Here is a 23,897-nt window from a genome sequence, read left to right on the forward strand (position 1 = left end):
TGAGTGCGATATTGAGATTTGCTGGCGAATCACCACAACTAGAACGGTCAGCGAAATCTACAACCATTCAACGGCCGAACGCTAAACGCCAAAGCTGATCCCATGTGATCCCAAGCGATCATCATTCCCTATGCAATCGAAACACCCATGGCGGGCAGGTTTCGCAAACGGTTTGCCGGCCGCTGTGCCGAAGATGAAGAAATGTGATGGCACCCTTGTCGCAAGCATCCCCGGAAGAAGACGATCATGTTCAGGAAATAGCTGGACTGAAGACCCAGTTCGATATTTTCCGTTTCATGAAGCGTGTGACCGAAGCCTATCGCAGCCGGGCCTTCATGGTTCTCAACCTGCCGCCCGTCACTTCCTTCGATCTTCAGGGCAGCACGGTCATCACCAGTTGGCCGGCCGAGCTTCTGGCACTTTACGACCAGGAAGGCCTGATGGTGAACAGCCCGGTTCTGAGGCGCTTGAGAACATCGGCGCGACCCTTCTTCTACGACATGTCGCGCCAGAACTGGTCGCGGGACGACGGCAAGTCCATCCTCGTCGTCTCCCTGTTCGAGCGTTTCAAGATGATGCGCGGCGCCTATTTTCCGACGCATGAGCCCTCCGGCCTGCGCGGCGCCGTCTCTTTCGCCGGCGACCGCGAACCCTTCAGCCCGGCCGAGATGCGCGAACTCTGCTATATCGCCATCCATGTCTTCGACAGGCTCGCCGAGATCCGCAACCTCGATACGCGCATCACCGACACGCTGACGGACCGCGAGATCGATTGCCTCAACTGGACGGCGGCCGGCAAGACCAGCGCCGAAATCGCCGAAATCCTCACGCTGTCCGAGCACACGGTCAATCACTACCTCAACCGCGCCACCAAGAAGCTCGACACTGTTAATCGCACCCAGGCGGTCGCCAAGGCGCTGCGCATCGGCCTGATCAAATAAGTTGCAAAAAACAACCACATGCTTTTGCAGCCGCCCAGCGCTTAGGCATATCTATCCCGTTGAGCGCCTGCCGCAGGCGCTTTGGCGCTGCTTTTCGCCGATTTTGGATCTGGCACGCTTTCTGCTTCTCTTTTGTCAAAGGTCCAGAGGGGACTGAGCCAGCGCCAGGAAATGGCGCGGCCGACACACCGCTGCCCGACGCCGATGCCGCTTTCTCCCGGCCCTTCGGTGTCGGCGGCGGTTGTTGCGTTTTGGCATCGCTTCTTTCGCAGCTGCTGGTGACCTGGCCTGTCTTCGGCATTTTTTGCTGGCCTTTTTTCCGGCTTGCTCTAGTTCGCCCCGCATTGCGCCGGTTCTCGGGGAGACCGTTGCGGCCATCAGGGCGAAAGCCCGGCGGACTTGGTGGCCGCAACGGATTGACAATTCTCCGGCCCCTTTGGGCGCGCCGGCCATCGATTGTCCTGCCGATGATTTTGTTTGGCGAAGGCCTCCGTCTCCACTATCTCTACTGCATGATGTCAGCCTTAAATCGGCATGGATTTAGGCTGACATCATGCAATTCAAAGTGCGACAGCGTTCCTTGCGCGTCTTGAAAGACGTGCGGCGCTGCCGTCTGCAAGAAGCAGCAATGAGGGTGGAATGACCGACGTCACCAAGGAACAGGTTCTCGAAACGCTGAAGACCGTGCGCGGACCGGATCTCGAGCACGATATTGTCGAGCTCGGCATGGTCTCCGACGTCTTCATCTCCGACGGCAAGGTTTATTTCTCCATCACCGTTCCGGCCGATCGCGCCCAGGAGCTGGAGCCGATGCGGCTCGCCGCCGAGCGCGTCATCAAGGAAATGCCCGGCGTCAAGGGCGCCCTCGTCGCCCTGACCGCGGACAAGAAGGCCGCCACTGCTGCTCCCGCTGCCCGCCCTGCGCCCAACCCGCCGCACGGTCATGCCGGCCACGATCACCATGCGCATGCGCCGCAACAGCCGCCGCGCGCCGGCAAGATCGGTGTGCCGGGCATCGGCGCCATCATCGCCGTCGCCTCGGGCAAGGGTGGGGTCGGCAAGTCGACCACCGCCGTCAACCTGGCGCTCGGGCTGCTGGCCAACGGTCTTCGCGTCGGCATTCTCGATGCCGATATCTATGGTCCCTCGATGCCGCGGCTCTTGAAGATATCCGGCCGCCCGACACAGATCGACGGCCGCATCATCAATCCGATGGAGAATTATGGCCTCAAGGTCATGTCGATGGGCTTCCTCGTCGACGAGGAGACGGCGATGATCTGGCGCGGGCCGATGGTCCAGTCGGCGCTGCTGCAGATGCTGCGTGAAGTCGCCTGGGGTGAGCTCGACGTGCTCGTCGTCGACATGCCGCCCGGCACCGGCGACGCGCAGCTGACCATGGCCCAGCAGGTGCCGCTTGCCGGCGCCGTCATCGTATCGACGCCGCAGGATCTCGCGCTGATCGATGCCCGCAAGGGCCTCAACATGTTCCGCAAGGTCGAAGTGCCGGTGCTCGGCATCGTCGAGAATATGAGCTATTTCATCGCCCCGGACACCGGCACCCGCTACGACATCTTCGGCCATGGCGGCGCCCGCAAGGAGGCCGAACGCATCGGCGTGCCCTTCCTCGGTGAAGTGCCGTTGACGATGAACATCCGCGAGACCTCCGACGCCGGCACGCCGCTCGTCGCCTCCGAGCCGAACGGCGTCGTCGCCGGCATCTATCGCGGCATCGCCGCCAAGGTCTGGGAGCAGCTCGGCGGCCAGCCGCAGCGCCCGGCGCCGGCGATCGTCTTCGAATAAAGCATTGCATGATTTAAATTCGATGCGATGCGCTTTCGGGTGCCGAATCACCGTCGCGAATACCCCAAATTGTGGGTGAAACGTGGTGAAAAGCCGCGCTTCACGGAAGATGTCTTGATTATTTCATGGCTTTGCTTCATATGCCGCGGCGCCATGATGGCGTTTGCTGCAGATGCTCAATGACGGCCGTGTTCATTCCGAAGGATGTGGCCCGCCTGCGAGTTCGGAGTTGTCTTGTCGATCGAAGGATTGGTAACCGCGATGCGGTGGAGCACAATGCGCATGCCGGCCTTTGAGGTCGGATGCAGCCGGAGTCGTATGAACTTTCTTGATCCGCTTCCGCTTCGACCGATGACAAGCGACCGTCGCGTTGCCGCGCTGGCGATCGCATGGAAAGGCTTTCGATGAAAAGTGCATTGGCCGCGAAGCGCCGTGAGCATCGGAGAGGCTGCCGGTGATCACCGCTTACTGTTCCAATTGCAGGTCGGTCGAGATCCGCGATCTGTCGCATGCCGCATCCTTTCCCGAGGATGTCGTGTGGATCGACATGATCGAGCCGACCCGCGACGAGGAACTCTATGTCGAGAAGATTCTCGGCATCGAGGTCCCGACCCGCGACGATCTCAAGGATATCGAGCCTTCCGCCCGGCTCTATGTCGAAAACGACGCCGTCTTCATGACCGCTTCGCTGCTCTGGAAGGCTGATACCGACGCGCCGACGCTGACCGATGTCGCCTTCATCCTGGCCGGAAACCGTCTGGTCACCATCCGTTACGCCCATCCCAAATCCTTTGCGCTGTTCATTGCCGCCCTTCACCGGCTGCCGGAAAACTGGCGCAGTGGCGCTGCCCTTCTCGCCAAGCTCCTGGAGACGATCGTCGACCGCACCGCCGAGATCCTCGAGATCTCCGTCTCGCGCATTGACATCCTGTCGATGCATGTCTTCGGTGATCGGGCAAGGAAGGTGCGCAAACCTTCGAACTATCTCGAGGAGAAGCTCAGGGATATCGCCGGCCATCACCGGATGATCAGCAAGGTGCGCGACAGCCTCGGTTCGCTGTCCCGCCTGCTGACCTTCTTTCACACGATCCCGGCAATCCAGCAGGATCGCGAGACAAAGGAGCTCTGCCGCACCGTTTCGCGCGATATCCAGTCGCTATCGGAGCATGCTTCCTTCGTCGCCGCCAACATCACTTTCCTGCTCGACGCCTCGCTCGGGCTGATCAACATCGAGCAGAACTCGATCATCAAGATTTTCTCGATTGCCTCGGTGGTGTTCTTGCCGCCGACATTGGTCGCCTCCATCTATGGCATGAATTTTCAGGTCATGCCGGAGCTGACCTGGGTCGCGGGTTATCCCTATTCGCTGGCCCTGATGGTGATCTCAGCCGTCATCCCCTTCTTCTTTTTCCGCTGGAAAGGCTGGCTCTGAGGAGCCTGTTGCAACTTCATGTCCGAAGAGAGCCATCCGAACGAATCCCATATGACGCCGCGAAAGCTGTTCTATCTGGCGCTGGGTTCCGTCGGCGTCGTCTACGGCGATATCGGCACCAGTCCGCTTTATGCCTTTCGTGAGGCGCTGAAGCCGGTGGCCCATGACGGCGTCACCCGTTTCGAGGTCATCAGCCTGATTTCGCTGATGATCTGGGCGCTGACGATCATCGTCACCATCAAATATGTGCTCTTCCTGCTGCGCGCCGACAATGACGGCGAGGGCGGCACGCTGTCGCTGCTCGCCCTTCTGATGAAGACCGCCAACGGCCATACCGCCATCCTGATGCTGCTCGGCCTGATGGGGGCTGCCCTCTTCCTCGGCGATGCGATGATCACGCCGGCTCTGTCCGTGCTGTCGGCCGTCGAGGGCCTGAAGCTCGTCACCCCCAGCCTTGCGGAATATATCGTGCCGATCTCGGTGGTGATCCTGGCACTGCTCTTCGTCGTGCAATCGCGCGGCACCGGCGCGGTCGCCAGGTTCTTCGGGCCGATCACCGCCGTCTGGTTCCTCGTCATGGCTGCCGCCGGCATTTCCCATATCTCGGATGATTACGGCATTCTTGCCGCCTTCAATCCCTATTATGCCGTCAGCTTCCTGCTGCATGAGGGCTTCTACGGCGTCGTCGTGCTCGGCGCCGTCTTCCTGACGGTGACAGGCGCCGAGGCGCTCTATGCCGATCTCGGCCATTTCGGCCGCCGCCCGATCCAGTGGGCCTGGTTCCTGCTGGTCTTCCCGGCGCTGACGCTGAATTATCTCGGGCAGGGGGCGCTCGTTCTCGGCAATCCGGCGACGATGTCCGATCCCTTCTACCTGATGTACCCGAAATGGGCGCTGTTGCCGGTCGTCATCCTGGCGACCGCCGCGACGATCATCGCCAGCCAGGCGGTCATCACAGGCGCTTTCTCGATGGTGCGCCAGGGCATCAACCTCGGCTTTCTGCCGCGCATGGAAATTCTCTTCACCTCGGAAACCAATACCGGGCAGATCTTCGTGCCTTCGGTCAATGCCGTGCTGTTCATCGGCGTCATCTTCCTGGTCCTGAGTTTCAAGACGTCGGACGCGCTGGCGACCGCCTACGGCATCTCCGTCACCGGCGCCATGGTCGTCACCTCGATCATGGCCTTCGAATTCGTCCGCGCCCGCTGGAACTGGTCGCTGCCTGTTGCGGTGATCGCGCTCGCGCCGCTGGTCGTGCTCGAATTGATCTTCCTCGGCGCCAACCTCTTGAAGATCCACGACGGCGGCTACATCCCGATCATGATCGCCACCGCCTTTACCGTCGTCATGTGGACCTGGCGCCGCGGCACCGCGATCCTGATGGAAAAGACCCGCCACACCGATATCCCGCTTGCCTCCTTCGTCAGCTCGATCGAGCGCAAGAGCGAACATTCGCCGGCCCAGGTGCCGGGCACCGCGATCTTCCTGACCAGCGATCCGGAATCAGCCCCCGCCGCCCTGCTGCACAATCTCAAGCACAATCATGTGCTTCACGACCGCAACGTCATCCTGACGATCCGCACGGTCAACAAGCCGCGTGTGCCGAGCCAGGACCGCTATAAGGTCGAGCAGATTTCTCCGCGCTTCTCCCGCGTCGAACTACTCTTCGGCTTCATGGAATCGCAGAACGTCTCGCAGGCCTTGGCGACGCTGCGCAAGACCGGGCTGAAGTTCGACATCATGTCGACCTCCTTCTATCTCGGCCGCCGCAAGCTGGTGCCGGACGCCAAGTCGGGCATGCCCTACTGGCAGGACCGGCTCTACATCGCGCTCGCCAATGCCGCCGCCAACCCCTCAGACTACTTCCGCCTGCCGGCCAACCGCGTGGTGGAACTTGGCTCGCACGTCATTATTTGACACGGGGGGCAAAGACCCCGCCCCACGAGGGGGAGGGGCTTAACCTGTTGCTCCGCATCTCCCAAAATTCCAGCTCGGCAAACGACGAGATGATCGCGGGCAAAGCGGTGACGCTGGGCTAGTCCCTCGCCCTTGTGGGGAGGGACTTTTCCAACACATTAGAACATCCAAAAGTGCTCACAGTCACATTCCGGCACGGTCCGTTAACCGGACGTCAAGGTTAATGCGGGATTTTTAATGGAATGTTCCCGCGTTCCATGCCCGGAGTTCGTGTTGCGTCGAAAGAGCCCTTCCCGTAGCAAGCTGCGTCTTTTTCCCGAGAACTGGGTGTCTCCGGTCATCTTCGGTCTTGCCGGCTGGCTGATTTTTCCGAGCGTCGCATCCCATGCCGATCTCGCCGCCATGCTGGGCGGCCTCGATCATCAAGGAGAGAACTGGCGCATGGTGCTGACCAATTCGCCGGCCGGCTCCATCCACCAGGCCGAACTCGCTTTCGCCGAGCCGATGGTGACCGGTTCGATTCCCGCCGGTGCCGGCATGGTGCTGCCCGATGGCCGCAAGGTCGCCTTTACCGCCGAAAATAAGGGCCACGAGGACACGCCGGACGAGGATCGTGTCAACCGCTCCACCAAGAAAGGCCGCGTCGTCGCCGTCGAGAAGATGCAGCCGCCAAAGGATTTTTCCGCCGGCTCCATCCTCGAGCGCACCAGGATGCTCTTCACGCCGAGCTTCGATCTCAAGGACAGGTCGGCCTTCGTCAAGCCGAAGATCCAGGGCAAGGAAATCGAGATCGCCACTTCTTTCTATAAGAAGCAGCCTGTCGTGACCGACAATGGCGTGCCGGCAATGCTCGCAAGCCTCGTCACCAGCAACAAGGCCGATGTGCTCGCCACCGCCTATGCGCCGCCGGCACCCGACTATTCCCGCCAGTCGCCCTTCGATTCCATCCTGACCGAGAAGGATAGCGGCCGCTTCGTTCCGGAGATTGGCCCGCGCGATCATGCCTGGGCCGCAAGCGTGCTTGCGCCGAGCGTCTTTTCCGCCCGCGAACAGCAATGCCTTGCCTCCGGCATCTATTTCGAGGCGCGGGGGGAATCGGTGAAGGGCCAGGCGGCCGTCGCCCAGGTCATCCTCAACCGCGTCCGCAATCCTGCCTATCCCAAGACCATTTGCGGCGTCGTCTATCAGAATGAGGATTGGCGCAACCGCTGCCAGTTTTCCTTCGCCTGCGACGCCATCAAGGACAGGGTGAACTCGGAATATCATTGGCGAGTCGCCCGCGATGTGGCGATGGCGGTGACGGCAGGCAAGATCTGGCTGCCGCAAGTGGGCTCGGCGACGCACTACCATGCCGTCTATGTCAGGCCGACATGGGCAAGGACCATGGAAAAGGTCGGTCGCATCGGTCTTCACGTCTTCTATCGCACCTATGGCGGCGGCTGGAGCTGAGATAAATCGCCTGGGCAAGGCGATTTGCGGGGCTTTAAAGCGGATTCTTTCCATCGAATTTAAGCGATCGGCCTTAAATTGGCCTATCTCTTTGATTTGACGAATTTATTTTCTCGCTGGACAGAAGCTGTCTACGCCTTGACTATACCAATCCCTAAAACTATGTTGCGCGCGACTTCAGAACGGGCCGGAAGGATCTCAACCTTCGTGTCCGGGGTCCGAATGACCGGGGTAGCGGGAGTGCGGGCGACGGGCAGACGAGGAGAGATCCATGGCGGACGACCGCGAGGAAAGTCTTGAAAAGCGCCGTGCGCAATTGGGAGCGAAACTCGCGACCAAGGGCGTCGAGACGGGAGAAGACGAGGCTAGGGAAGCCCGCGCCGAGGTAAGCCGCAAAGGTTATGCCCAGGCGATGAAGCTTTCCAGCGAGTTCATTTCCGCAATCGTCGTCGGTGCTCTGCTTGGCTATCTCCTCGACCGTTTTGTTGGCACGGCGCCTTGGGGTTTGATTGTTCTTCTGCTTCTCGGATTTTGTGCCGGCGTTCTGAACGTGCTGCGTTCTGCGGGGGTGGTGGCCCATCCCCTGGACGACAAGGGCGACAAGAAATAAGGACCGGTTCCGGTCCAGTGCAATGACCCCGCGTTCTGCGGGCCAAAGAGAGAGAACAAGCGGTGTCTAACGATCCGACTCATCAGTTCCTGATCCAGAAGATTGTGCCGATCGAAATCGGCGGAATTGATTTTTCGTTCACCAATGCATCGCTCTTCATGGCCGCTTCTGCTGCCGTTGCCGTAGGCTTCCTCTATTTCGCGACCTCGAACCGCGCCATCGTGCCGGGTCGTTCGCAGTCGGTCGCGGAAATGTCCTATGAGTTCATCGCCAACATGCTGAAGGAAGGCGCCGGCAAGCAGGGAATGAAGTTCTTCCCACTGGTCTTTTCGCTCTTCACCTTCGTCCTGACGGCGAACCTGCTCGGCATGTTCCCGTATTTCTTCACGGTCACCAGCCAGATCATCGTCACCTTCGCGCTCGCGCTCCTGGTTATCGGCACGGTTCTCGTCTACGGCTTCTATAAGCACGGCTTCCACTTCCTGAATGTCTTCGTGCCGTCGGGCGTACCGGGCGTTCTGCTGCCGCTTGTTGTCACGATCGAAATCATTTCGTTCCTGTCCCGTCCGATTTCACTCTCTGTTCGTCTTTTTGCGAACATGCTCGCCGGTCACATCACGCTGAAGGTGTTCGCAGGCTTCGTCGCCTCGCTTGGAGCCCTCGGTGCTGTCGGTGTCGGCGGAGCCGTTCTTCCCCTCATCATGACCGTCGCCCTGACCGGTCTCGAGTTCCTCGTCGCCTTCCTCCAGGCTTACGTCTTTGCGGTGCTGACTTGCATGTACCTCAACGACGCAATCCATCCGGGCGGGCACTAAGGATAACGACATCGACGTCAAAGGGCGTCAGTCATTCGCCGCAACAACCATTTCAAAGGAGTTCAACATGGAAGCGGAAGCAGCAAAGTACATCGGTGCAGGCCTGGCTTGCTTTGGTATGGCCGGTACGGCTCTCGGCCTCGGCAATATCTTCGGCAGCTACCTCTCCGGCGCACTGCGCAATCCGTCTGCCGCTGACAGCCAGTTCGGCCGTCTGGTATTCGGCTTCGCCGTTACGGAAGCTCTGGGCATCTTCTCGCTGCTCGTCGCTCTCCTCCTCCTCTTCGCCGTCTGATATCGGCGAATAGATGGATCACGGCCTGCGACCGCAAGCCGTGATCCTTTGCATTTGCAGTCCACCTGGAGGTGAGCATGTTTTTTGTGACCCCGGCTTACGCTGAGGAAGCACCGGCGGCAGCGACGGGTACGGATGCGCATGCCGCTCCGGCCGCAGGCGAGGTCCATACCGAGACTGGTGTTGCCGAAGGCGAACACGCCCGCGGCCCTTTCCCGCCTTTCGATTCGACGACCTTCGCATCCCAGCTGCTCTGGCTGGTGATCACGTTCGGCGTCTTCTATTTGCTCATGCAAAAGGTCATCGCGCCGCGCATCGGGGCCATCCTCGATCAGCGTCACACGCGCATTTCCCAGGATCTGGAAGAAGCTGGCCGCCTGAAGGCGGAAGCCGACGCCGCCGTCCGGACCTATGAAGGTGAACTGGCCGCTGCGCGCGCCAAGTCCAACGCGATCGGCTCTGCCGCACGCGACGCCGCCAAGGCCAAAGCCGAAGAGGATCGCCGCGCTGTCGAGGCGAGCCTGTCGGAAAAGATCAAGGCTGCCGAAGTTCGTATTGGCGAGATCAAGGCCAAGGCCTTCGCCGACGTCGGCACCATTGCCGAGGAAACCGCGGCTGCCGTGGTCGATCAGTTGATCGGCGGCACCGTCGCCAAGGCCGATGTCGCTGCTGCCGTCGCAGCTGCCAAGAAGGAGGCTTGATCGATGGAATTTGCTTTTGACGCGACTTTCTTCGCCTTTGTCGGCCTCGTCCTCTTCCTGGCGCTGGTCGTTTACCTGAAGGTTCCGGGCATGATGGCACGGTCGCTCGACGACCGCGCCGACCAGATCCGCAACGAATTGGCCGAAGCCAAGCGTCTGCGCGAAGAGGCCCAGCACCTGCTCGCCGAATACCAGCGCAAGCGCAAGGAAGCGGAAGCCGAAGCGGCCCACATCGTTGCCGCCGCTGAGCGCGAAGCCGAAATGCTGACCACTGAGGCGAAGAAGAAGACGGAAGAATTCGTCGCCAACCGCACGGCGCTTTCCGAGCAGAAGATCAAGCAGGCCGAGGCCGAGGCGATGAAGGCGGTGCGTTCCGCTGCCGTCGATCTCGCAATCGCGGCCGCCGAAACCGTGCTTGCCAAGCAGGCCGATGCCAAGGTTCAGTCCGAGCTCTTCGGCAATGCCGTCAGCCAGGTCAAGACGCGGCTCAACTGAGCTGTATCGAAAAGATTGAGAGCGAAGGCCGGGCATGTCCCGGCCTTTTCTTTGTTGATGACTCGGCCTTGTGCTGGGGCGAGCCGCTGGTCTCGTCCCATCCTTCGGACCGCCGTAAACGGGGCGAAGGGACCATGCCGCGACCTCTCCGTTCCTACTCGGAAATGAGCTGATCCATCTCGGGACCATCCTCGACCTTGCGCAACGGCCGGAAGCTCATCCGGTGCAGGGAGCAGGGGCCGTGTTTTTCGATGCCGGCGCGGTGCTGTGCGGTGCCGTAGCCCACATGCGCGGCAAAGCCGTAATCCGGAAACACATGATGCGCGCGTGCCATCATCCGGTCGCGCGTCACCTTGGCGACGATCGAGGCCGCGGCGATCGAGACCGAGCGGGCATCGCCCTTGACCACCGCCTGTCCGGGGCAATCGAGGCCGGGCGGCACGTCGAGCCCGTCGGTCAGCACGTAGCTTGCCGGAATGGCGAGGCTGCAGATGGCGCGGCGCATGGCGTCGAGGCTAGCCTTGCGGATATCGGTCTCGTCGATGCGCGTCGAGCTGGAGGAGGCGATGGAGACGGTCGCGGTCGCCAGAATCTGCGCGAACAGTTCCTCGCGCCGTTGCGCCGAAAGCTGCTTGGAATCGTTCAGACCCTCGGGGATGCGTTTGGGATCGAGGATGACGGCAGCGGCGACCACAGGCCCGGCCAGCGGCCCGCGGCCTGCCTCGTCGGCGCCGGCAACCGGCCAGTGGCCGGCCTTGCGGGCTTTGAGCTCGAGTTTGAAATCCGGCACGAGCGGAGCCGTGTCGAAAAGCAGGGGAGAATCGGGTGGCGTGCGAGGTTTCATGCGGCTGAACCTCGCACGCCAACCCGATTTCCCGCAAGTCCCCGGATCAGGGCGGCGGCCGGGGACCGGTCCGGCGGATGGTGGCGGTCAAGGCCATCCGCGGGAATTGCGCTCGGGGCTCGAAGACAGGGCGGTTCTATCGAGAAGCCGATGCGCAAGCTACAAGCAATTCCAGGAAAAGTGCGAAGCGGTTTTCCGTTCGGAATTGCGTAAAGGCCAGAGAGCAGTTCCCGGCAAAGCGCGAAGCGGTTTGCCTGAACTGCGTAAAACAAAAGGTCAAAGAAGCGACAGCTGGACGCCGCTGCCGTCGGGCGGCACGAACAGGTCGTCGCGCAGCGGCACGCTGCGTCGCGTCAGGCCGAAACGCCGGGCTGCCATCTCAAATCGCCTGGCGATCTGCCAGGCATAGGGACCGGCGCCCTTCATGCGCTTGCCGAATTCGGCATCGTAATCCTTGCCGCCGCGCATCGAGCGCACCAGCGACATCACATGCCGGTAACGATCGGGGTAATGTTGCAGCAGCCAATCACGAAACAGCGGGCTGACCTCGAGCGGCAGCCTGAGGATGACATAGCTCGCCTCGGCGGCGCCGGCAGCCTTGGCCGATTCGAGAATGCGCTCCAACTCGTGATCGTTCAGCGCCGGGATCAGCGGGGCGGCCATCACAGCCGTCTGGATGCCGGCTTCGGCAAGGGTGTGGATCGTCTCCAGCCGCCGCGGCGGTGTTGCGGCCCGCGGCTCCATCGTCCGGGCAAGCTTGCGATCCAGCGTGGTCACGGAGATGCCGACGCGCACCAGGTTCTTGCTTGCCATCTCCCGCAGAATGTCGAGATCACGCAGGATCATCGCCGATTTGGTGACGATCGAGACTGGATGGTTTGCCTTGTTCAAGACCTCGAGGATGCCGCGCATGATGCGCCATTCCTTTTCGATCGGCTGATAGGGGTCGGTATTGGTGCCGATGGCGATCACCCGCACCTTGTAGCCGGGTTTGGCGAGCTCCCGCTCCAGCAACTTTGCCGCATCGGGCTTGGCAAACAGCTTCGTCTCGAAATCGAGCCCTGCGGAAAGCCCCATATAGGCATGCGTCGGCCGGGCGAAACAATAGATGCAGCCATGTTCGCAGCCGCGATAGGGATTGATCGAACGGTCGAAGGAAATATCCGGCGATTCGTTGCGGGTGATGGCCGTGCGCGGCTTCTCGACCTGCACTTCCGTCTTGAACGGCGGCAGTTCTTCCCATGTCTGCCAGCCATCGTCGAAGGTCTCCCGCTGCAGCGCTTCGAACCGCCCCGTCGGGTTCAATCCCGCCCCACGCCCGCGCCGCCGATCGACCTCGACCCTTAGACCCGAGGAAACGATCATCGCATCGGCAATATCTGCCGTATTGGCAGGCGCGAATGCGGCCTGCCCTGCCAGGGACTGCTCTCTCATCGGATTCTCCCGTGGCGGAAAGCCATCGCCTCCGCCCGTTTTGCTGATTAAATTCCTATCGGCAAAATGAGAACAATGCAAGAACAAAATGAGGAAAACGGCGCTGGCAAAAATTTGTGCGGCGCATTATAAACAGTCAATGTTGACGGTTGTTCTCGAATGTCAGGATCAGGAATCTGAACTGGCGCAGACTTTATCGGTCTTGGTGGCAGGCGCAGTGGAGGGGCTGGTGAGCGATGTGATCGTGCTCGATCACGGCTCTCGCGACGGCACCTCACGGGTGGCCGACGCTGCCGGCTGCCGCTTCCATTCGCAATGGGATATCAAGGACATCGTCCGCTCGGCGCGCGGCGAATGGCTGCTCTTCGTCGAGCCGGGCGCCAGACCGCAGGCGGGCTGGATCGATGAGATCGCCGAATATGTGGCGCTGAACAAGCTGCCGGCGCGCTTCACCGCGTCGAGGGGCTATCGCCGCCCGTTCTTCCAGCGTGTCGGCCGGGCCGTACCGCCGCTGGAACTCGGTTTCCTGGTGCCGAAAAAGCTGGCACTCGCCACCGCCAAAAGCGGCATGCGGCTTGCCGAATTCGTCAAGGGCCAGAAACCGCGGCGGCTGGCGAGCGAGCTCATTCCGTCCTGGGTCGCCCGCGCCGCACGGTAGCTGCCGCGATCCTCTCCCACCGCTCGCGCAAAAGATGGCGCCCAATAGGATTTCGCGCTATAATTCAAACATGGCGCCGTCGAAGCGCCGCGCTTCGCAACGGAATGGCCATGGAATGCCGGTGAACGGCAGAACAGGTCAGCGACAATCTCCTCTTCTGCCGGGTACCCGGCGAAAGGAGGTGCGTCATGACACGCGGTATGATCTACGGCCTGCTGGCCGTCATATTGCCGATATTGGTGATCGCGCATCCGCATTCGGCAGCATCGCAGATGATGCGCAGTTGCGCAGGCCGACCCGAAATCGTCAATTTCCTGGACAAGAACTTCGCCGAAAAGCTCACGGCAGTCGGACTGATCAACCAGAACGCCATTCTTGAGGTCTATGCCGCCGAAAGCGGCACCTGGACCCTCATCGTCACGGATGTTCACGGCGTAAGCTGCATTCTGCTGTCGGGTGATAGCTGGGATACCATGCCCGTCCTGCCGGGCCTGGCCACATAGGAATGCCGCTCTTGCAGGCAGTCTACTTCGTCGCGCCGCGTTTCAGGTGCTCGTCCAGCCGCGGCATGATCTCGACGAAATTGCACGGCACGCTGCGGTAGTCGAGTTGGCCTTTCAGAATGCCGTCCCAGGCATCCCGGCAGGCGCCGGGCGAACCCGGCAGCGCGAAGATGAAGGTGGCATTGGCAACGCCTGCCGTGGCGCGCGATTGGATCGTCGCCGTGCCGATCTTCTCGTAGGAGATCCGGTGGAAGATGGCGGAAAAGCCGTCCATCCGCTTTTCGAACAAAGGCTCCAGCGCCTCGGGCGTCACGTCGCGGCCGGTAAAGCCGGTACCACCCGTGGTGATGACGACGTCTATGTCTTTGCTGTCAATCCAGGCCTTTACCCGGGAGGCAATCTCCGTGCGATCATCGGGCACGATGCCACGGTCGACCAGCCGGTGGCCCGCTTCGGTGATCCGCGCCGCCAGCGTGTCGCCTGACTTGTCCGTCTCCGGCGTGCGCGTGTCCGAGATCGTGAGAACCGCAATACCGACCGCGATGAAGGGCCGCTTTTCGTCCAGAGCTGCCATCACATGCCTCCCGAAACCGTTTCCGTCGCCTGGAAATACCAGTCGGGCCGCGCGTCGTGAAGAGCCGCCGCCGCATCTTCGGCGGCGGTCATGGTGGCAAAGATGCCGAAGCAGGTGGCGCCGGAACCGGACATGCGGGTCAACAGAGCGCCGCTGGCCTGCAGCATCGCCGAGATCGCCGATATCTCCGCCACAAGCTCACGCGCCGGCGGTTCCAGATCGTTGCGGGCTGCACCGATCGCCGCGAGCCAGTCGGCAGTGTTGGGCACGCGCGGAGCCAGGCTCAAGGCCGGATTGTCCTTTGTTGCCAACCGGCGGAAAACTTCGGGCGTCGACACGCCCTTCAGCGGATTGGCAAGCACCATGGCAAAGGCCGGCAGATCGGGCACCGGTTCGATCTTTTCGCCGATGCCGCGGGCAATCAGCGGCCGGCTTTCCATGCACATCGGCACGTCGGCGCCGAGCTTCAGCGCGAGCATAGCAAGCGCGTCCTCGGGCAACCTCGTGCCCCAGAGGCGCATCAGCCCCCGCAAGCTCGCAGCTGCGTCGGCCGAGCCGCCGCCGATGCCGGAGGCGATCGGCAAATTCTTCTGGAGGTGGATATGGACGGGGAAGGCGAGGGCTCCGACCGCCTCGCGCAGGAGATCACGCGCCCTCAGCACGAGGTTGGTGCCGCCATCTTCGGCAAGCGCGCCGCCGAAACGGCCTGACAGGGTGAAGGCGTCGGCCTGTGCGGGCAGGAAACCCAGCCGGTCGCCATGCTCTGCGAAGGTCACCAGCATATCGAGCAGATGATAACCGTCCGGCCGCTGGCCCGTCACATGCAGGGCCAGGTTGATCTTGGCGCGCGCCTCTTCGGTGACGCCGAAAGCGTCGGCCAGGCCCTCTTCAGGCATGCGTCCCGCCCGTCAGGATTTCTTGTCGACCGGCGGCGGCGTGACGGGGGCCGGATCCGGCTGCTTCTTGTCGGCCGCCTTGGCATCGTCGCTGACGGGAGGCAGGCCGTTGGCGACCTTGTCCTTGATCTTCGGGATCTCGGCAGCCTCAGGCTCGGAGCTGAGCGCCCGGTTCCACTGGTAGACGGCTTCGAGCTTGCGCCCGACGCGCCAATAGGCATCGCCGAGATGGTCGTTGATCGTCGCGTCGCCGGCCTTGATCTGGGCGGCCCGCTCCAGCTCGTCGACGGCATCGTCGAAGCGGTTGAGGCGGAAATAAGCCCAGCCGAGCGAATCGATGATGTAACCGTCGTCAGGGCGAAGATCGACGGCCTTCTTGATCATCCCGAGACCTTCGTCGAGGTTACGGTTCATGTCGATCCAGGAATAGCCGAGATAGTTCAGCACCTGCGGCTGGTCGGGGTTGAGCTCCAACGCCTTGCGGAAATTCGGCTCCGCCTGGTCCCACTTCTTCAACCGTTCATAGGCGATGCCGCGCTGGAAGAAGACGCTCCAGTTGGCGCGGCCGGGAATGGGGCCGATCGCTTCGACGGCCTTGTCGTAATTGGCGGCCATCGCCTCGTAGTCCTTGGCGTCGGATAGCACGCTGCCATAGGCGAGGTAGCTGCGGATGTCCTTCGGGTCGGAGGTGATCAGCGCCTGCAGATGCTTGCGCGCCTCGTCCACCTTGCCGCCCTGGGCAAGGGCAAGGCCGAGCTGCAGCTCGGAGATGCGCCGCATCGGCGAATTCTCCGGCACCTTCTTGTAGAGCGCGATGGCGCGGTCCATCTGGTTCTGCTTCTCGGCGATGCCGCCGAGCAGCACCAGCGTATCGGCGCTGTTCGGATCGAGCGCATTGGCCGTCTGCAGGTAAAGCGAAACGATGTCCTCGGCGCCGTCGCGGTTCAGTGCGCCGCCGACCGAAAACAGCACGCCGGCAGCCCCTTCTTCGGCTGTCTTGACCTGCTGTTCCTGCTTCTCGTCCTTTTCGATGCTGTCGCGCAGCGCGTTCAGCGGCGCATAATTCGGCAGCAGGTTGTCACCGACGGAAACGGCGTCGAGCGCCTTCTGCTTATTGCCCTGCGTTGCTTCGAGGCGGGCAAGCGCCATCACCGCGCGCATGAAGGTGTCGGGCGCCGTCGCACCGCCTTCCTTGTCGAGCACGGCATCGTTCAGATGCTTGCGGGCGGACTTCACATCGCCGGTGGCGATGGCGATCGCCCCGGCATTGTAATTCTGGAAGATGCGGAACCAGTCCGGTCCCTTCATCTTCTCGACCATGGTGAGCGCTTCCTTGCCGCGGCCGGCGCCGACGCGGGCCCAGGCAAGCAGCAGGTCGTTCATCATCCGGTCGAGATCGTTCGGCCCCTTATATTTCAGGATGGCCTCGGCGGTCTTGTAGTCGTCGCGGCGCACGGCATCCATGCCGCGCACGATCGTGGTGATGCGCTCGACGGAAGGATCGCCCTTCAGGTCGTTGGCATATTTGACGCCCTCCTTGATGTCGCCATTGAGCAGCAGCGAGATCATCAGCCGCTGGCGAATCTCGGGATTGCCGGGTTCGATCTGCAGCGCCTTCTTGTAGAGTTCGATCGCGGTTTCGTAGTCATGATCGACATCGGCCGTGCGGGCGGCGAGGAAGGCGCCGGAGAAACTGGTGACGCTATCGGCATCGAAGAAACTGTCGGTCTTTGCGGCATCGCCCGTCTTGGCCGCATCCTCGGCGTTGACGCCGCCGACGCCGCCCAGCGAAAGGACAGCGGCCAGCGCTGCGCTCGTAAGAAGACGGATGGCAAATCTCTGCCGCATTAGGAAACCTTTCTTCGACAGCGTCCCGGCAATGGGGCCGGCCGCAAAACAAGTTGCGATCACTGATTCATAACAGGATGGCTTTTTTGAAGCGGCGCTGCAAGAAAATCAGCCTGCGATCAAGGACGATTGATCAATTGACGCGCTCGATGCAGAAGTCGATCACTTCCATCAGGGAGGATTTCCAGACGGTATCGGGAAGCGGCGCAAGCGCATCCCGTGCGATCGTGCCGTAATGGATCGCGCGGCCGATCGTGTCGCTCAGCGTGCCATATTTGGTGATCAGCCCCAGCGCTTTTTCGAGGTTGGCGTCGGTGCTGTTGCCGGCTTCGATCGCATCGCGCCAGAAGGCGCGCTCGTCCTCAGTGCCGCGGCGATAGGCGAGAATGACCGGCAGAGTGATCTTGCCCTCGCGGAAATCGTCGCCGACATTCTTGCCGAGATCGGCAGCCTTGCCGCCATAGTCGAGCGCGTCGTCGACGAGCTGGAAGGCGAGCCCGAGATTCATGCCATAGGATTTCAGGGCGTTGCGGCCGGACCGGCCGGCCTCGGCGACGATCGGCCCGACTTCGGCGGCGGCAGCAAAGAGAGCGGCCGTCTTGGCGCGGATGACGGAGAGATAATCGTCTTCCGTCGTCTCCATGTTCTTGGCGACGGAAAGCTGCAGCACTTCACCTTCGGCGATCACGCAGGCGGCCGAGGACAGGACGTCGAGCGCATCGAGCGAGCCGACATCGACCATCATGCGGAAGGCTTGGCCGAGCAGGAAGTCGCCGACCAGCACGCTTGCCTGGTTGCCCCAGATCATCCGGGCCGTCGATTTGCCGCGGCGCAGATCGCTCTCGTCGACGACGTCGTCATGCAGCAGCGTCGCCGTGTGCATGAACTCGACCGATGTGGCGAGCTTGACGTGGTTTTCGCCCCTGTAGTCGAACAGCGAGGCGGAAGCCAGCGTCAGCATCGGCCGCAGCCGCTTGCCGCCGGATGAGATCAGATGGTTCGCCACTTCGGGGATCATCTGCACGTCGGAGCCGGCCTTGGACAGAATGAGCTGGTTTACTCGCTCCATATCCGCCCTGGTGAGATCGACCAGCGGCTTTATGGATGCCAGTTTGTTTTTGCTTTCTTCAAGCGGTATGACCACGCCCAACGACCCGGACTCCTATTCATTCATTGCACCTGACAATAGAAAGGGGCGATGGACGCGGCAAGGGGTGAATTGTCGCGCTGAGCGAAATTGGAAGGAAAACGACGGCAAATGCATGAGCTTATCCGCGCCAACGACCCCGTTCTTCTCTCCTATGCCGAGAGTTTGATGAAGGATGCCGGAATTCACTGCTTCATCGCCGATCAGGGCATGAGCGTGCTGGAGGGCTCGCTCGGCATGCTGTCGCGCCGCCTGCTGGTGGACGAGGAGATGGCCGATCAGGCGCGCCGCATCCTCATCGATGCCGGTCTCGGCGGCGAGCTGCGCGAGCGGAAGTGAGCTCCGATGGCAGGCGAAACCACTGACACCATCGATGCCTTCCACCGCGGCGCCTTCCATGTGGTGCAGCCAAAGGGCAGGGGCCATCGCGCCGGCATGGATGCGATGCTGCTTGCGGCTCTCGTCGCCGACGATCGCCCGGTCAGGGTTGCCGATCTCGGCGCCGGCGCCGGTGCCGCCGGCCTTGCCGTCGCCTCGCGGCTTGCCGATGCAGAGGTGGTGCTCTTCGAGCGCTCGGCCGAGATGGCCGATTATGCCCGCCGCAGCATCCTCTTGCCCGGCAATGCCCATGTCGCGGACCGCGTCAGCGTCGTCGAGGCCGATGTGACCCTGACCGCCAAGGCGCGCAACGATGCCGGCCTTACCGATGAGAGCTTCCACCACGTCATCATGAACCCCCCCTTCAATGATGCCGGCGACCGACGCACGCCGGATGCGCTGAAGGCCGAAGCCCATGCGATGACCGACGGCCTGTTCGAAAGCTGGATCCGCACGGCCGGCGCCATCATGATCCCCGGCGGCCAATTGTCGCTGATCGCCAGGCCCCAGTCGATCGCCGAAATCATCCTCGCCTGCGGCCGTCGCTTCGGCGGCCTCGAATTGACAGCCATCCACCCGCGTCCGGGTGAAAATGCCGTCCGGATCCTGGTGACCGCAATCAAGGGATCGCGGGCGCGGCTGTCGCTGCGCGCGCCTCTGATCATGCACGAAGAGGGGAGCCACAAGTTCTCCCCTCTCGTCGATGATTTCAACAATGGCCGGGCGGCTTACACCAGAATTTAGCCGGTGACGAAGTCGAAGAGCAGCTTGACGTTCAATCCGGCGATGACGACCGCGATCACATAGGCGATGCCGCTCAGCCAGCGCGGCGCCACCAACTCGCCCATCTTGGCCTTGCTGGCGGTGAACATCACAAGCGGGAAGACGGCGAAGGAAAGCTGCAGGCTGAGCACCACCTGCGTCAGGATCAAAAGCTCGGCCGTGCCTTGATCGCCATACCAGATGGTGACGATTGCCGCCGGCACGATGGCGATCGCCCGGGTGATCAGCCGGCGCACCCATGGCTTCAGCCGGATCTTCAGGAAGCCTTCCATGACGATCTGACCGGCAAGCGTTGCCGTCACCGTCGAATTGAGGCCGCAGCAGAGAAGCGCGATGCCGAACAGCGTCGGCGCGATGGCGAGGCCGAGCAGCGGCGACAACAGCGAATGCGCCTCGCCGAGTTCGACGACGTCGGTCTTCCCATGCGCGTTGAAGGCGGCAGCCGCCAGGATCAGGATCGAGGCGTTGATCAGCAACGCGAAGCACAATGCGACCGTCGAGTCGATCGTCGCAAAGGTCAGCGCCTCCTTCTTCTCAGGGATAGTATGGCCATAGGCCCGCGTCTGCACGATGCCGGAGTGGAGGTAGAGATTGTGCGGCATGACGGTGGCGCCGAGAATGCCGAGCGCCAGGTAGAGCATCTCGGGATTGGTGACGATCTCCGTTGTCGGGAAGAAGCCGGTGAGGACGGCGCTCCATTGCGGGTCGGCAAGCAATATCTGCACGCCGAAGCAGATCGCGATGACGCCGAGCAGCGCGATGATGAAGGCTTCCACCCAGCGGAAGCCGAGCTTCTGCAGGAAGAGGATCACGAAGACGTCGAGCGCGGTGATCAGCACGCCGAGTTCGAGCGGGATGCCCATCAAGAGGTTGAGGCCGATCGCCGTGCCGATCACCTCGGCGATATCGGTGGCGATGATGGCGATTTCGGCAAAGGCCCACAGCGGCACCGAGACATATTTCGGAAAGGCGTCGCGGCAAGCCTGCGCAAGATCGCGGCCGGAGGCGATCGCCAGGCGGGCGCAGAGCGATTGCAGCACGATCGCCATCAGGTTGGAAAGCAGCGCGACGGTGAGCAGCGCATAGCCGAATTTCGAGCCGCCGGCGAGCGAGGTCGCCCAGTTGCCGGGGTCCATGTAGCCGACGGCGACCATATAGCCGGGCCCGGCAAAGGCTGCCGCCCTTCGCCACATCGAGCTGTGACGCCCGGTTCCGACGGTGCGGTAGACATCGGACAGCGACGCCTCGCCGCGTTCGTGCCGCCAGCCGCTCTTTGCATTCGGATTGAGGACGTCCATGCGATTTCCACCTGTTTTAGCGTCGGTGCACTATGACGGATTAGAATGATAATGCAATTCATTCGCAACAAGAAAATCAATCCCGATGCCTCGGGCCGATGTTTTCAGGAACGCGGCCATTGCGTTTGGCGTTCCAGCGCATACATGGATGCCGATCGCAAATTGCGAGCGTGCGACCTGAAGCAAAGGATGGGAAATGGCCGGATTCTTGAGAAAGCTGCTGCCGAAACGGTTCCGCAAGGACGGTATCACCATCCCGGTCGTCCGGTTGCAGGGGGCGATCATCAGCGGCGGCGGCCAGTTCCGGCCAACCCTCAATCTCGCCAATGTCTCCCCGGTCCTGGAAAAGGCCTTCGCCATGAAGGACGCGCCGGCGGTTGCCATCTCCATCAATTCGCCGGGCGGCTCGCCCGTGCAGTCGCGGCTGATCTTCACCCGCATTCGCGAGCTCGCCCGCGAGAAGCAGAAGAAGGTTCTGGTCTTCGTCGAGGATGTCGCCGCCTCCGGCGGTTACATGATCGCGCTCGCCGGCGACGAGATCATTGCCGATGCCACCTCCATCGTCGGCTCGATCGGCGTCGTCTCCGGCGGGTTCGGCTTTCCCGAACTGTTGAAGAAGATCGGCGTCGAGCGCCGCGTCTATACGGCGGGCGAAAACAAGGTGATCCTCGATCCGTTCCAGCCGGAGAAGGAAAAGGATATCGAGTATCTGAAGAGCCTGCAGCTCGAAATCCACCAGGTCTTCATCTCGATGGTGCGCGAGCGTCGCGCCGGCAAGCTGCAGGACGATGCGGCGGTCTTCTCGGGCCTGTTCTGGAGCGGCACGCGCGGCCTCGAACTCGGCCTCATCGATGGCCTTGGCGACATGCGCCAGGAATTGAAGCGGCGCTACGGCCAGAAGACCAAGCTGGAGCTCGTCACCGCCGGCCGCGGCCTGTTCGGCCGCCGGATTCCCGGCGTCTCGCCGGTCTCGCTCGAAGGGGCTGCATCCGGTCTCGCAACGGGGCTTGTCGAAGCGGCGGAAGAGAGAGCATTGTGGAGCCGTTTCGGGCTTTGAAGGGAGCAAGAGAGGGGCATGCCGCAGTTAATTACTATCCTGATCCTGGTTTTCTCAGCCTGGTGGCTCTACCGCCGCTTCGTCTCCGATGCCCGCAAGCTCGCCGAAAAATCGCGCCGCGCTGAAAAGGAGCGCCAGACGGGCGCCATCGGCACGCTGGTCAAGGATCCGGCGACGGGAGAATACCGGCTGAAGCGCGAGGGAGAATAGGGGCGGGACTATACCGGCCTCTCACCCGGCGCTTGCCCCTCATCCGCCTGCCGGCACCTTCTCCCCGCTCGCGGGGAGAAGGGAAATATGCCGCACCGGCATCCTCAATCTCGCCGCAGCGTTTGGCACGTCCCCTCGCCCCGCGAGCGGGGAGAGGGTTAGGGTGAGGGGCAGCCGAATTCCTCTTCCATATCGCCCCAGCCGCCTCTCGCCGCCGCAAAAGTCTTGACCCCCGTCGCCCTCCATGGCACCTGTCGCGCCGATAATTCCCAAGCAATCGGTGCCGTTCGATGTCAGCTATCCCAGACCATATGAACCCGAAGCGCTCCTTCCAGGCGCTGATCCTGACCCTGCATAGCTACTGGGCGGACAAGGGTTGCGCGGTGCTGCAGCCCTACGACATGGAAGTCGGCGCCGGCACTTTCCACCCTGCCACAACGTTGCGCGCCCTCGGCCCCAAGCCGTGGAAGGCGGCTTACGTGCAGCCGTCGCGCCGCCCGTCCGACGGCCGCTATGGCGAGAACCCGAACCGGCTGCAGCATTATTACCAGTACCAGGTCATCCTGAAGCCGAACCCGCCCAATCTGCAGGAGCTCTATCTCGGCTCGCTGGCGGCGATCGGCCTCGATCCGCTGCTGCATGACATCCGTTTTGTCGAGGACGACTGGGAAAGCCCGACGCTCGGCGCCTGGGGCCTCGGCTGGGAATGCTGGTGCGATGGCATGGAAGTCTCGCAGTTTACCTATTTCCAGCAGGTCTGCGGCATCGAATGCTCGCCGGTCGCAGGCGAACTGACCTATGGTCTCGAACGCCTCGCCATGTATGTCCAGGGCGTCGACAATGTCTACGACCTGAACTTCAACGGCCGCGAAGGCGACGAAAAGATCAGCTATGGCGATGTCTTCCTGCAGGCCGAGCAGGAATATTCGCGCCATAATTTCGAATTCGCCAATACCGAGATGCTGCATCGCCACTTCGTCGACGCCGAGAAGGAATGCCCGGCGCTGCTCGATGCCGGCGCGCCGGGGGATAACGCCAACCAGCGCCTGCACAAATGCGTCTTCCCGGCCTATGACCAGTGCATCAAGGCCAGCCACGTCTTCAACCTGCTCGACGCCCGCGGCGTCATCTCGGTCACCGAGCGTCAGAGCTACATCCTGCGGGTGCGCACCCTTGCCAAGGCCTGCGGCGAAGCCTTCCTGCTGACCGACGCCGGCGGCGTCAATCTGGCCAAAGAGACGGCGTGACGCAAAACCCTGTCGGCCGTATCATCCATATCAACGGCTGGCCGGGCACTGGAAAGCTGACTGTCGGTCGCTTGCTGGCAAAAAGGCTCGGCGCGCGGCTCATCGACAACCATACACTGCTCAATCCTGCCGAGGCTCTGTTCTCCCGCAGCGATCCGCTGCACGCCTCGCTGAGAGGGCAGATTCGCCACGCGTTTTTCGACCATGCCGCGCGCGCGGACCCTGCCGAAAGCTTCGTCTTTACCGATGCTCTATCGGACGACGCAGATGACGCTGCGACCTTCTCCTGGTACAGCGATCCGGCCGCCGCGAGAGGCGCCGATCTCGTGGCGATCCTGTTCGATTGCGCCCCGGAGGAGAATGCCAGGCGTCTTGTTGCTCCCGGCCGGGCTGAGGCGCTCAAGCTGACGGATACGGCGACGTTACAACGGCTGCGGGCAAACCATAAACTGCTGCGTGGGCTGGCTGAACGCACCGTCGAAATCGACACGACGGGCTTTTCACCGGAGCAGACGACGGCCCGGATCCTCGCCGATATCGGCGTTTGACGGCAGCCGGCAAACCC

Annotated in this window: 25 protein-coding genes; 18 read left to right on the forward strand and 7 right to left on the reverse strand. The window is 62.1% G+C overall.

The window, feature by feature from the left end:
* Positions 1-206: 206 nt before the first annotated feature.
* From FHT75_RS06580 to FHT75_RS06625, 10 genes are all read left to right on the forward strand, one after another.
* Positions 207-941 carry a LuxR family transcriptional regulator gene (locus FHT75_RS06580; protein WP_047613834.1) on the forward strand — a complete coding sequence of 245 codons (735 nt, stop codon included), beginning with the start codon at positions 207-209 and terminating at the stop codon, positions 939-941.
* Between the two features lie 639 nt (positions 942-1,580).
* A complete protein-coding gene (locus FHT75_RS06585; protein ID WP_028756719.1) occupies positions 1,581-2,741 on the forward strand; it encodes an Mrp/NBP35 family ATP-binding protein in 1,161 nt (386 codons plus the stop codon).
* 454 nt (positions 2,742-3,195) lie between these two features.
* Positions 3,196-4,173, forward strand: coding sequence for a magnesium transporter CorA family protein (locus tag FHT75_RS06590; RefSeq protein ID WP_028756718.1), 978 nt, complete (start codon positions 3,196-3,198; stop codon positions 4,171-4,173).
* An 18-nt stretch (positions 4,174-4,191) separates the two neighbouring features.
* Positions 4,192-6,090 carry a potassium transporter Kup gene (locus FHT75_RS06595; protein WP_047613836.1) on the forward strand — a complete coding sequence of 633 codons (1,899 nt, stop codon included), beginning with the start codon at positions 4,192-4,194 and terminating at the stop codon, positions 6,088-6,090.
* A gap of 237 nt (positions 6,091-6,327) precedes the next feature.
* Entirely contained in the window at positions 6,328-7,539 is a 1,212-nt protein-coding gene (locus FHT75_RS06600) for a cell wall hydrolase (protein ID WP_063476427.1), read from the forward strand.
* Positions 7,540-7,810: 271 nt separating this feature from the next.
* Positions 7,811-8,149, forward strand: coding sequence for an AtpZ/AtpI family protein (locus FHT75_RS06605; protein WP_028756715.1), 339 nt, complete (start codon positions 7,811-7,813; stop codon positions 8,147-8,149).
* 62 nt (positions 8,150-8,211) lie between these two features.
* A complete protein-coding gene (locus tag FHT75_RS06610; RefSeq protein ID WP_018245007.1) occupies positions 8,212-8,964 on the forward strand; it encodes a F0F1 ATP synthase subunit A in 753 nt (250 codons plus the stop codon).
* Between the two features lie 67 nt (positions 8,965-9,031).
* Entirely contained in the window at positions 9,032-9,259 is a 228-nt protein-coding gene (locus tag FHT75_RS06615) for a F0F1 ATP synthase subunit C (protein WP_003545854.1), read from the forward strand.
* 77 nt (positions 9,260-9,336) lie between these two features.
* Positions 9,337-9,960 (forward strand): F0F1 ATP synthase subunit B, encoded by a 624-nt coding sequence (locus FHT75_RS06620; RefSeq protein WP_028756714.1) that lies wholly within the window; start codon positions 9,337-9,339, stop codon positions 9,958-9,960.
* Positions 9,961-9,963: 3 nt separating this feature from the next.
* The gene (locus tag FHT75_RS06625; protein WP_028756713.1) at positions 9,964-10,455 is read left to right on the forward strand and encodes a F0F1 ATP synthase subunit B; all 492 of its coding nucleotides are present in this window, start codon (positions 9,964-9,966) and stop codon (positions 10,453-10,455) included.
* A gap of 154 nt (positions 10,456-10,609) precedes the next feature.
* On the opposite strand, the gene FHT75_RS06630 is transcribed toward FHT75_RS06625, so the two are convergent.
* Both FHT75_RS06630 and FHT75_RS06635 read right to left on the reverse strand, forming a co-directional pair.
* A complete protein-coding gene (locus FHT75_RS06630; RefSeq protein ID WP_097622967.1) occupies positions 10,610-11,299 on the reverse strand; it encodes a ribonuclease HII in 690 nt (229 codons plus the stop codon).
* Between the two features lie 276 nt (positions 11,300-11,575).
* A complete protein-coding gene (locus FHT75_RS06635) occupies positions 11,576-12,733 on the reverse strand; it encodes a PA0069 family radical SAM protein (RefSeq protein ID WP_028756711.1) in 1,158 nt (385 codons plus the stop codon).
* Between the two features lie 139 nt (positions 12,734-12,872).
* On the opposite strand from FHT75_RS06635, the gene FHT75_RS06640 reads away from it, so the two are divergent.
* The gene (locus tag FHT75_RS06640; protein ID WP_047613840.1) at positions 12,873-13,391 is read left to right on the forward strand and encodes a glycosyltransferase family 2 protein; all 519 of its coding nucleotides are present in this window, start codon (positions 12,873-12,875) and stop codon (positions 13,389-13,391) included.
* 188 nt (positions 13,392-13,579) lie between these two features.
* Complete coding sequence (locus FHT75_RS06645) at positions 13,580-13,894, forward strand: hypothetical protein (RefSeq protein ID WP_028756709.1); 315 nt, start codon at positions 13,580-13,582, stop codon at positions 13,892-13,894.
* Positions 13,895-13,916: 22 nt separating this feature from the next.
* Here the strand turns inward: FHT75_RS06645 and moaB are convergent, their stop codons facing one another.
* From moaB to FHT75_RS06665, 4 genes are all read right to left on the reverse strand, one after another.
* A complete protein-coding gene (moaB, locus tag FHT75_RS06650; RefSeq protein ID WP_028756708.1) occupies positions 13,917-14,468 on the reverse strand; it encodes a molybdenum cofactor biosynthesis protein B in 552 nt (183 codons plus the stop codon).
* A complete protein-coding gene (locus FHT75_RS06655) occupies positions 14,468-15,364 on the reverse strand; it encodes a 4-(cytidine 5'-diphospho)-2-C-methyl-D-erythritol kinase (RefSeq protein ID WP_097622966.1) in 897 nt (298 codons plus the stop codon). The genes moaB and FHT75_RS06655 overlap by 1 nt, the downstream gene beginning before the upstream one ends.
* Positions 15,365-15,376: 12 nt before the next feature.
* A complete protein-coding gene (locus FHT75_RS06660) occupies positions 15,377-17,212 on the reverse strand; it encodes a tetratricopeptide repeat protein (RefSeq protein ID WP_028756706.1) in 1,836 nt (611 codons plus the stop codon).
* Positions 17,213-17,345: 133 nt separating this feature from the next.
* The gene (locus FHT75_RS06665) at positions 17,346-18,362 is read right to left on the reverse strand and encodes a polyprenyl synthetase family protein (RefSeq protein ID WP_028756705.1); all 1,017 of its coding nucleotides are present in this window, start codon (positions 18,360-18,362) and stop codon (positions 17,346-17,348) included.
* Between the two features lie 108 nt (positions 18,363-18,470).
* Here FHT75_RS06665 and FHT75_RS06670 point away from each other — a divergent pair, with 108 nt between their 5' ends.
* Positions 18,471-18,698 (forward strand): DUF2007 domain-containing protein, encoded by a 228-nt coding sequence (locus FHT75_RS06670; protein WP_024321294.1) that lies wholly within the window; start codon positions 18,471-18,473, stop codon positions 18,696-18,698.
* A gap of 6 nt (positions 18,699-18,704) precedes the next feature.
* Positions 18,705-19,481, forward strand: a complete 777-nt coding sequence (locus tag FHT75_RS06675) for a tRNA1(Val) (adenine(37)-N6)-methyltransferase (RefSeq protein WP_047615361.1) — start codon at positions 18,705-18,707, stop codon at positions 19,479-19,481.
* Here the strand turns inward: FHT75_RS06675 and FHT75_RS06680 are convergent.
* Positions 19,478-20,818 carry an Nramp family divalent metal transporter gene (locus tag FHT75_RS06680; protein ID WP_097622965.1) on the reverse strand — a complete coding sequence of 447 codons (1,341 nt, stop codon included), beginning with the start codon at positions 20,816-20,818 and terminating at the stop codon, positions 19,478-19,480. The genes FHT75_RS06675 and FHT75_RS06680 overlap by 4 nt on opposite strands.
* A 196-nt stretch (positions 20,819-21,014) precedes the next feature.
* On the opposite strand from FHT75_RS06680, the gene FHT75_RS06685 reads away from it, so the two are divergent.
* From FHT75_RS06685 to FHT75_RS06700, 4 genes are all read left to right on the forward strand, one after another.
* A complete protein-coding gene (locus tag FHT75_RS06685) occupies positions 21,015-21,875 on the forward strand; it encodes a S49 family peptidase (protein ID WP_047615364.1) in 861 nt (286 codons plus the stop codon).
* An 18-nt stretch (positions 21,876-21,893) separates the two neighbouring features.
* Entirely contained in the window at positions 21,894-22,085 is a 192-nt protein-coding gene (locus FHT75_RS06690) for a membrane protein (protein ID WP_003556931.1), read from the forward strand.
* A gap of 290 nt (positions 22,086-22,375) precedes the next feature.
* On the forward strand, positions 22,376-23,332 hold the full coding sequence (locus tag FHT75_RS06695) for a glycine--tRNA ligase subunit alpha (RefSeq protein WP_097622964.1): 957 nt from the start codon (positions 22,376-22,378) through the stop codon (positions 23,330-23,332).
* Positions 23,329-23,880 carry an AAA family ATPase gene (locus FHT75_RS06700; RefSeq protein WP_097622963.1) on the forward strand — a complete coding sequence of 184 codons (552 nt, stop codon included), beginning with the start codon at positions 23,329-23,331 and terminating at the stop codon, positions 23,878-23,880. The genes FHT75_RS06695 and FHT75_RS06700 overlap by 4 nt, the downstream gene beginning before the upstream one ends.
* The last annotated feature ends 17 nt before the right edge of the window (positions 23,881-23,897 follow it).

The sequence above is a fragment of the Rhizobium sp. BK112 genome (assembly GCF_014193215.1).
Classification (GTDB): domain Bacteria; phylum Pseudomonadota; class Alphaproteobacteria; order Rhizobiales; family Rhizobiaceae; genus Rhizobium; species Rhizobium anhuiense.

Bases quoted from the DNA above. Each gene is read 5' to 3' on its own strand.
- FHT75_RS06645 (WP_028756709.1), top strand. From the start codon at position 13,580: ATGACACGCGGTATGATCTACGGCCTGCTGGCCGTCATATTGCCGATA.
- FHT75_RS06630 (WP_097622967.1), bottom strand. From the start codon at position 11,299: ATGAAACCTCGCACGCCACCCGATTCTCCCCTGCTTTTCGACACGGCT.
- FHT75_RS06670 (WP_024321294.1), top strand. From the start codon at position 18,471: ATGCATGAGCTTATCCGCGCCAACGACCCCGTTCTTCTCTCCTATGCC.
- FHT75_RS06600 (WP_063476427.1), top strand. From the start codon at position 6,328: ATGGAATGTTCCCGCGTTCCATGCCCGGAGTTCGTGTTGCGTCGAAAG.
- FHT75_RS06640 (WP_047613840.1), top strand. From the start codon at position 12,873: ATGTTGACGGTTGTTCTCGAATGTCAGGATCAGGAATCTGAACTGGCG.
- FHT75_RS06605 (WP_028756715.1), top strand. From the start codon at position 7,811: ATGGCGGACGACCGCGAGGAAAGTCTTGAAAAGCGCCGTGCGCAATTG.
- FHT75_RS06635 (WP_028756711.1), bottom strand. From the start codon at position 12,733: ATGAGAGAGCAGTCCCTGGCAGGGCAGGCCGCATTCGCGCCTGCCAAT.
- FHT75_RS06655 (WP_097622966.1), bottom strand. From the start codon at position 15,364: ATGCCTGAAGAGGGCCTGGCCGACGCTTTCGGCGTCACCGAAGAGGCG.
- FHT75_RS06680 (WP_097622965.1), bottom strand. From the start codon at position 20,818: ATGGACGTCCTCAATCCGAATGCAAAGAGCGGCTGGCGGCACGAACGC.
- FHT75_RS06685 (WP_047615364.1), top strand. From the start codon at position 21,015: ATGGCCGGATTCTTGAGAAAGCTGCTGCCGAAACGGTTCCGCAAGGAC.
- FHT75_RS06675 (WP_047615361.1), top strand. From the start codon at position 18,705: ATGGCAGGCGAAACCACTGACACCATCGATGCCTTCCACCGCGGCGCC.
- moaB (WP_028756708.1), bottom strand. From the start codon at position 14,468: ATGGCAGCTCTGGACGAAAAGCGGCCCTTCATCGCGGTCGGTATTGCG.
- FHT75_RS06625 (WP_028756713.1), top strand. From the start codon at position 9,964: ATGGAATTTGCTTTTGACGCGACTTTCTTCGCCTTTGTCGGCCTCGTC.
- FHT75_RS06620 (WP_028756714.1), top strand. From the start codon at position 9,337: ATGTTTTTTGTGACCCCGGCTTACGCTGAGGAAGCACCGGCGGCAGCG.
- FHT75_RS06585 (WP_028756719.1), top strand. From the start codon at position 1,581: ATGACCGACGTCACCAAGGAACAGGTTCTCGAAACGCTGAAGACCGTG.
- FHT75_RS06690 (WP_003556931.1), top strand. From the start codon at position 21,894: ATGCCGCAGTTAATTACTATCCTGATCCTGGTTTTCTCAGCCTGGTGG.
- FHT75_RS06580 (WP_047613834.1), top strand. From the start codon at position 207: ATGGCACCCTTGTCGCAAGCATCCCCGGAAGAAGACGATCATGTTCAG.
- FHT75_RS06615 (WP_003545854.1), top strand. From the start codon at position 9,032: ATGGAAGCGGAAGCAGCAAAGTACATCGGTGCAGGCCTGGCTTGCTTT.
- FHT75_RS06660 (WP_028756706.1), bottom strand. From the start codon at position 17,212: ATGCGGCAGAGATTTGCCATCCGTCTTCTTACGAGCGCAGCGCTGGCC.
- FHT75_RS06595 (WP_047613836.1), top strand. From the start codon at position 4,192: ATGTCCGAAGAGAGCCATCCGAACGAATCCCATATGACGCCGCGAAAG.
- FHT75_RS06695 (WP_097622964.1), top strand. From the start codon at position 22,376: ATGTCAGCTATCCCAGACCATATGAACCCGAAGCGCTCCTTCCAGGCG.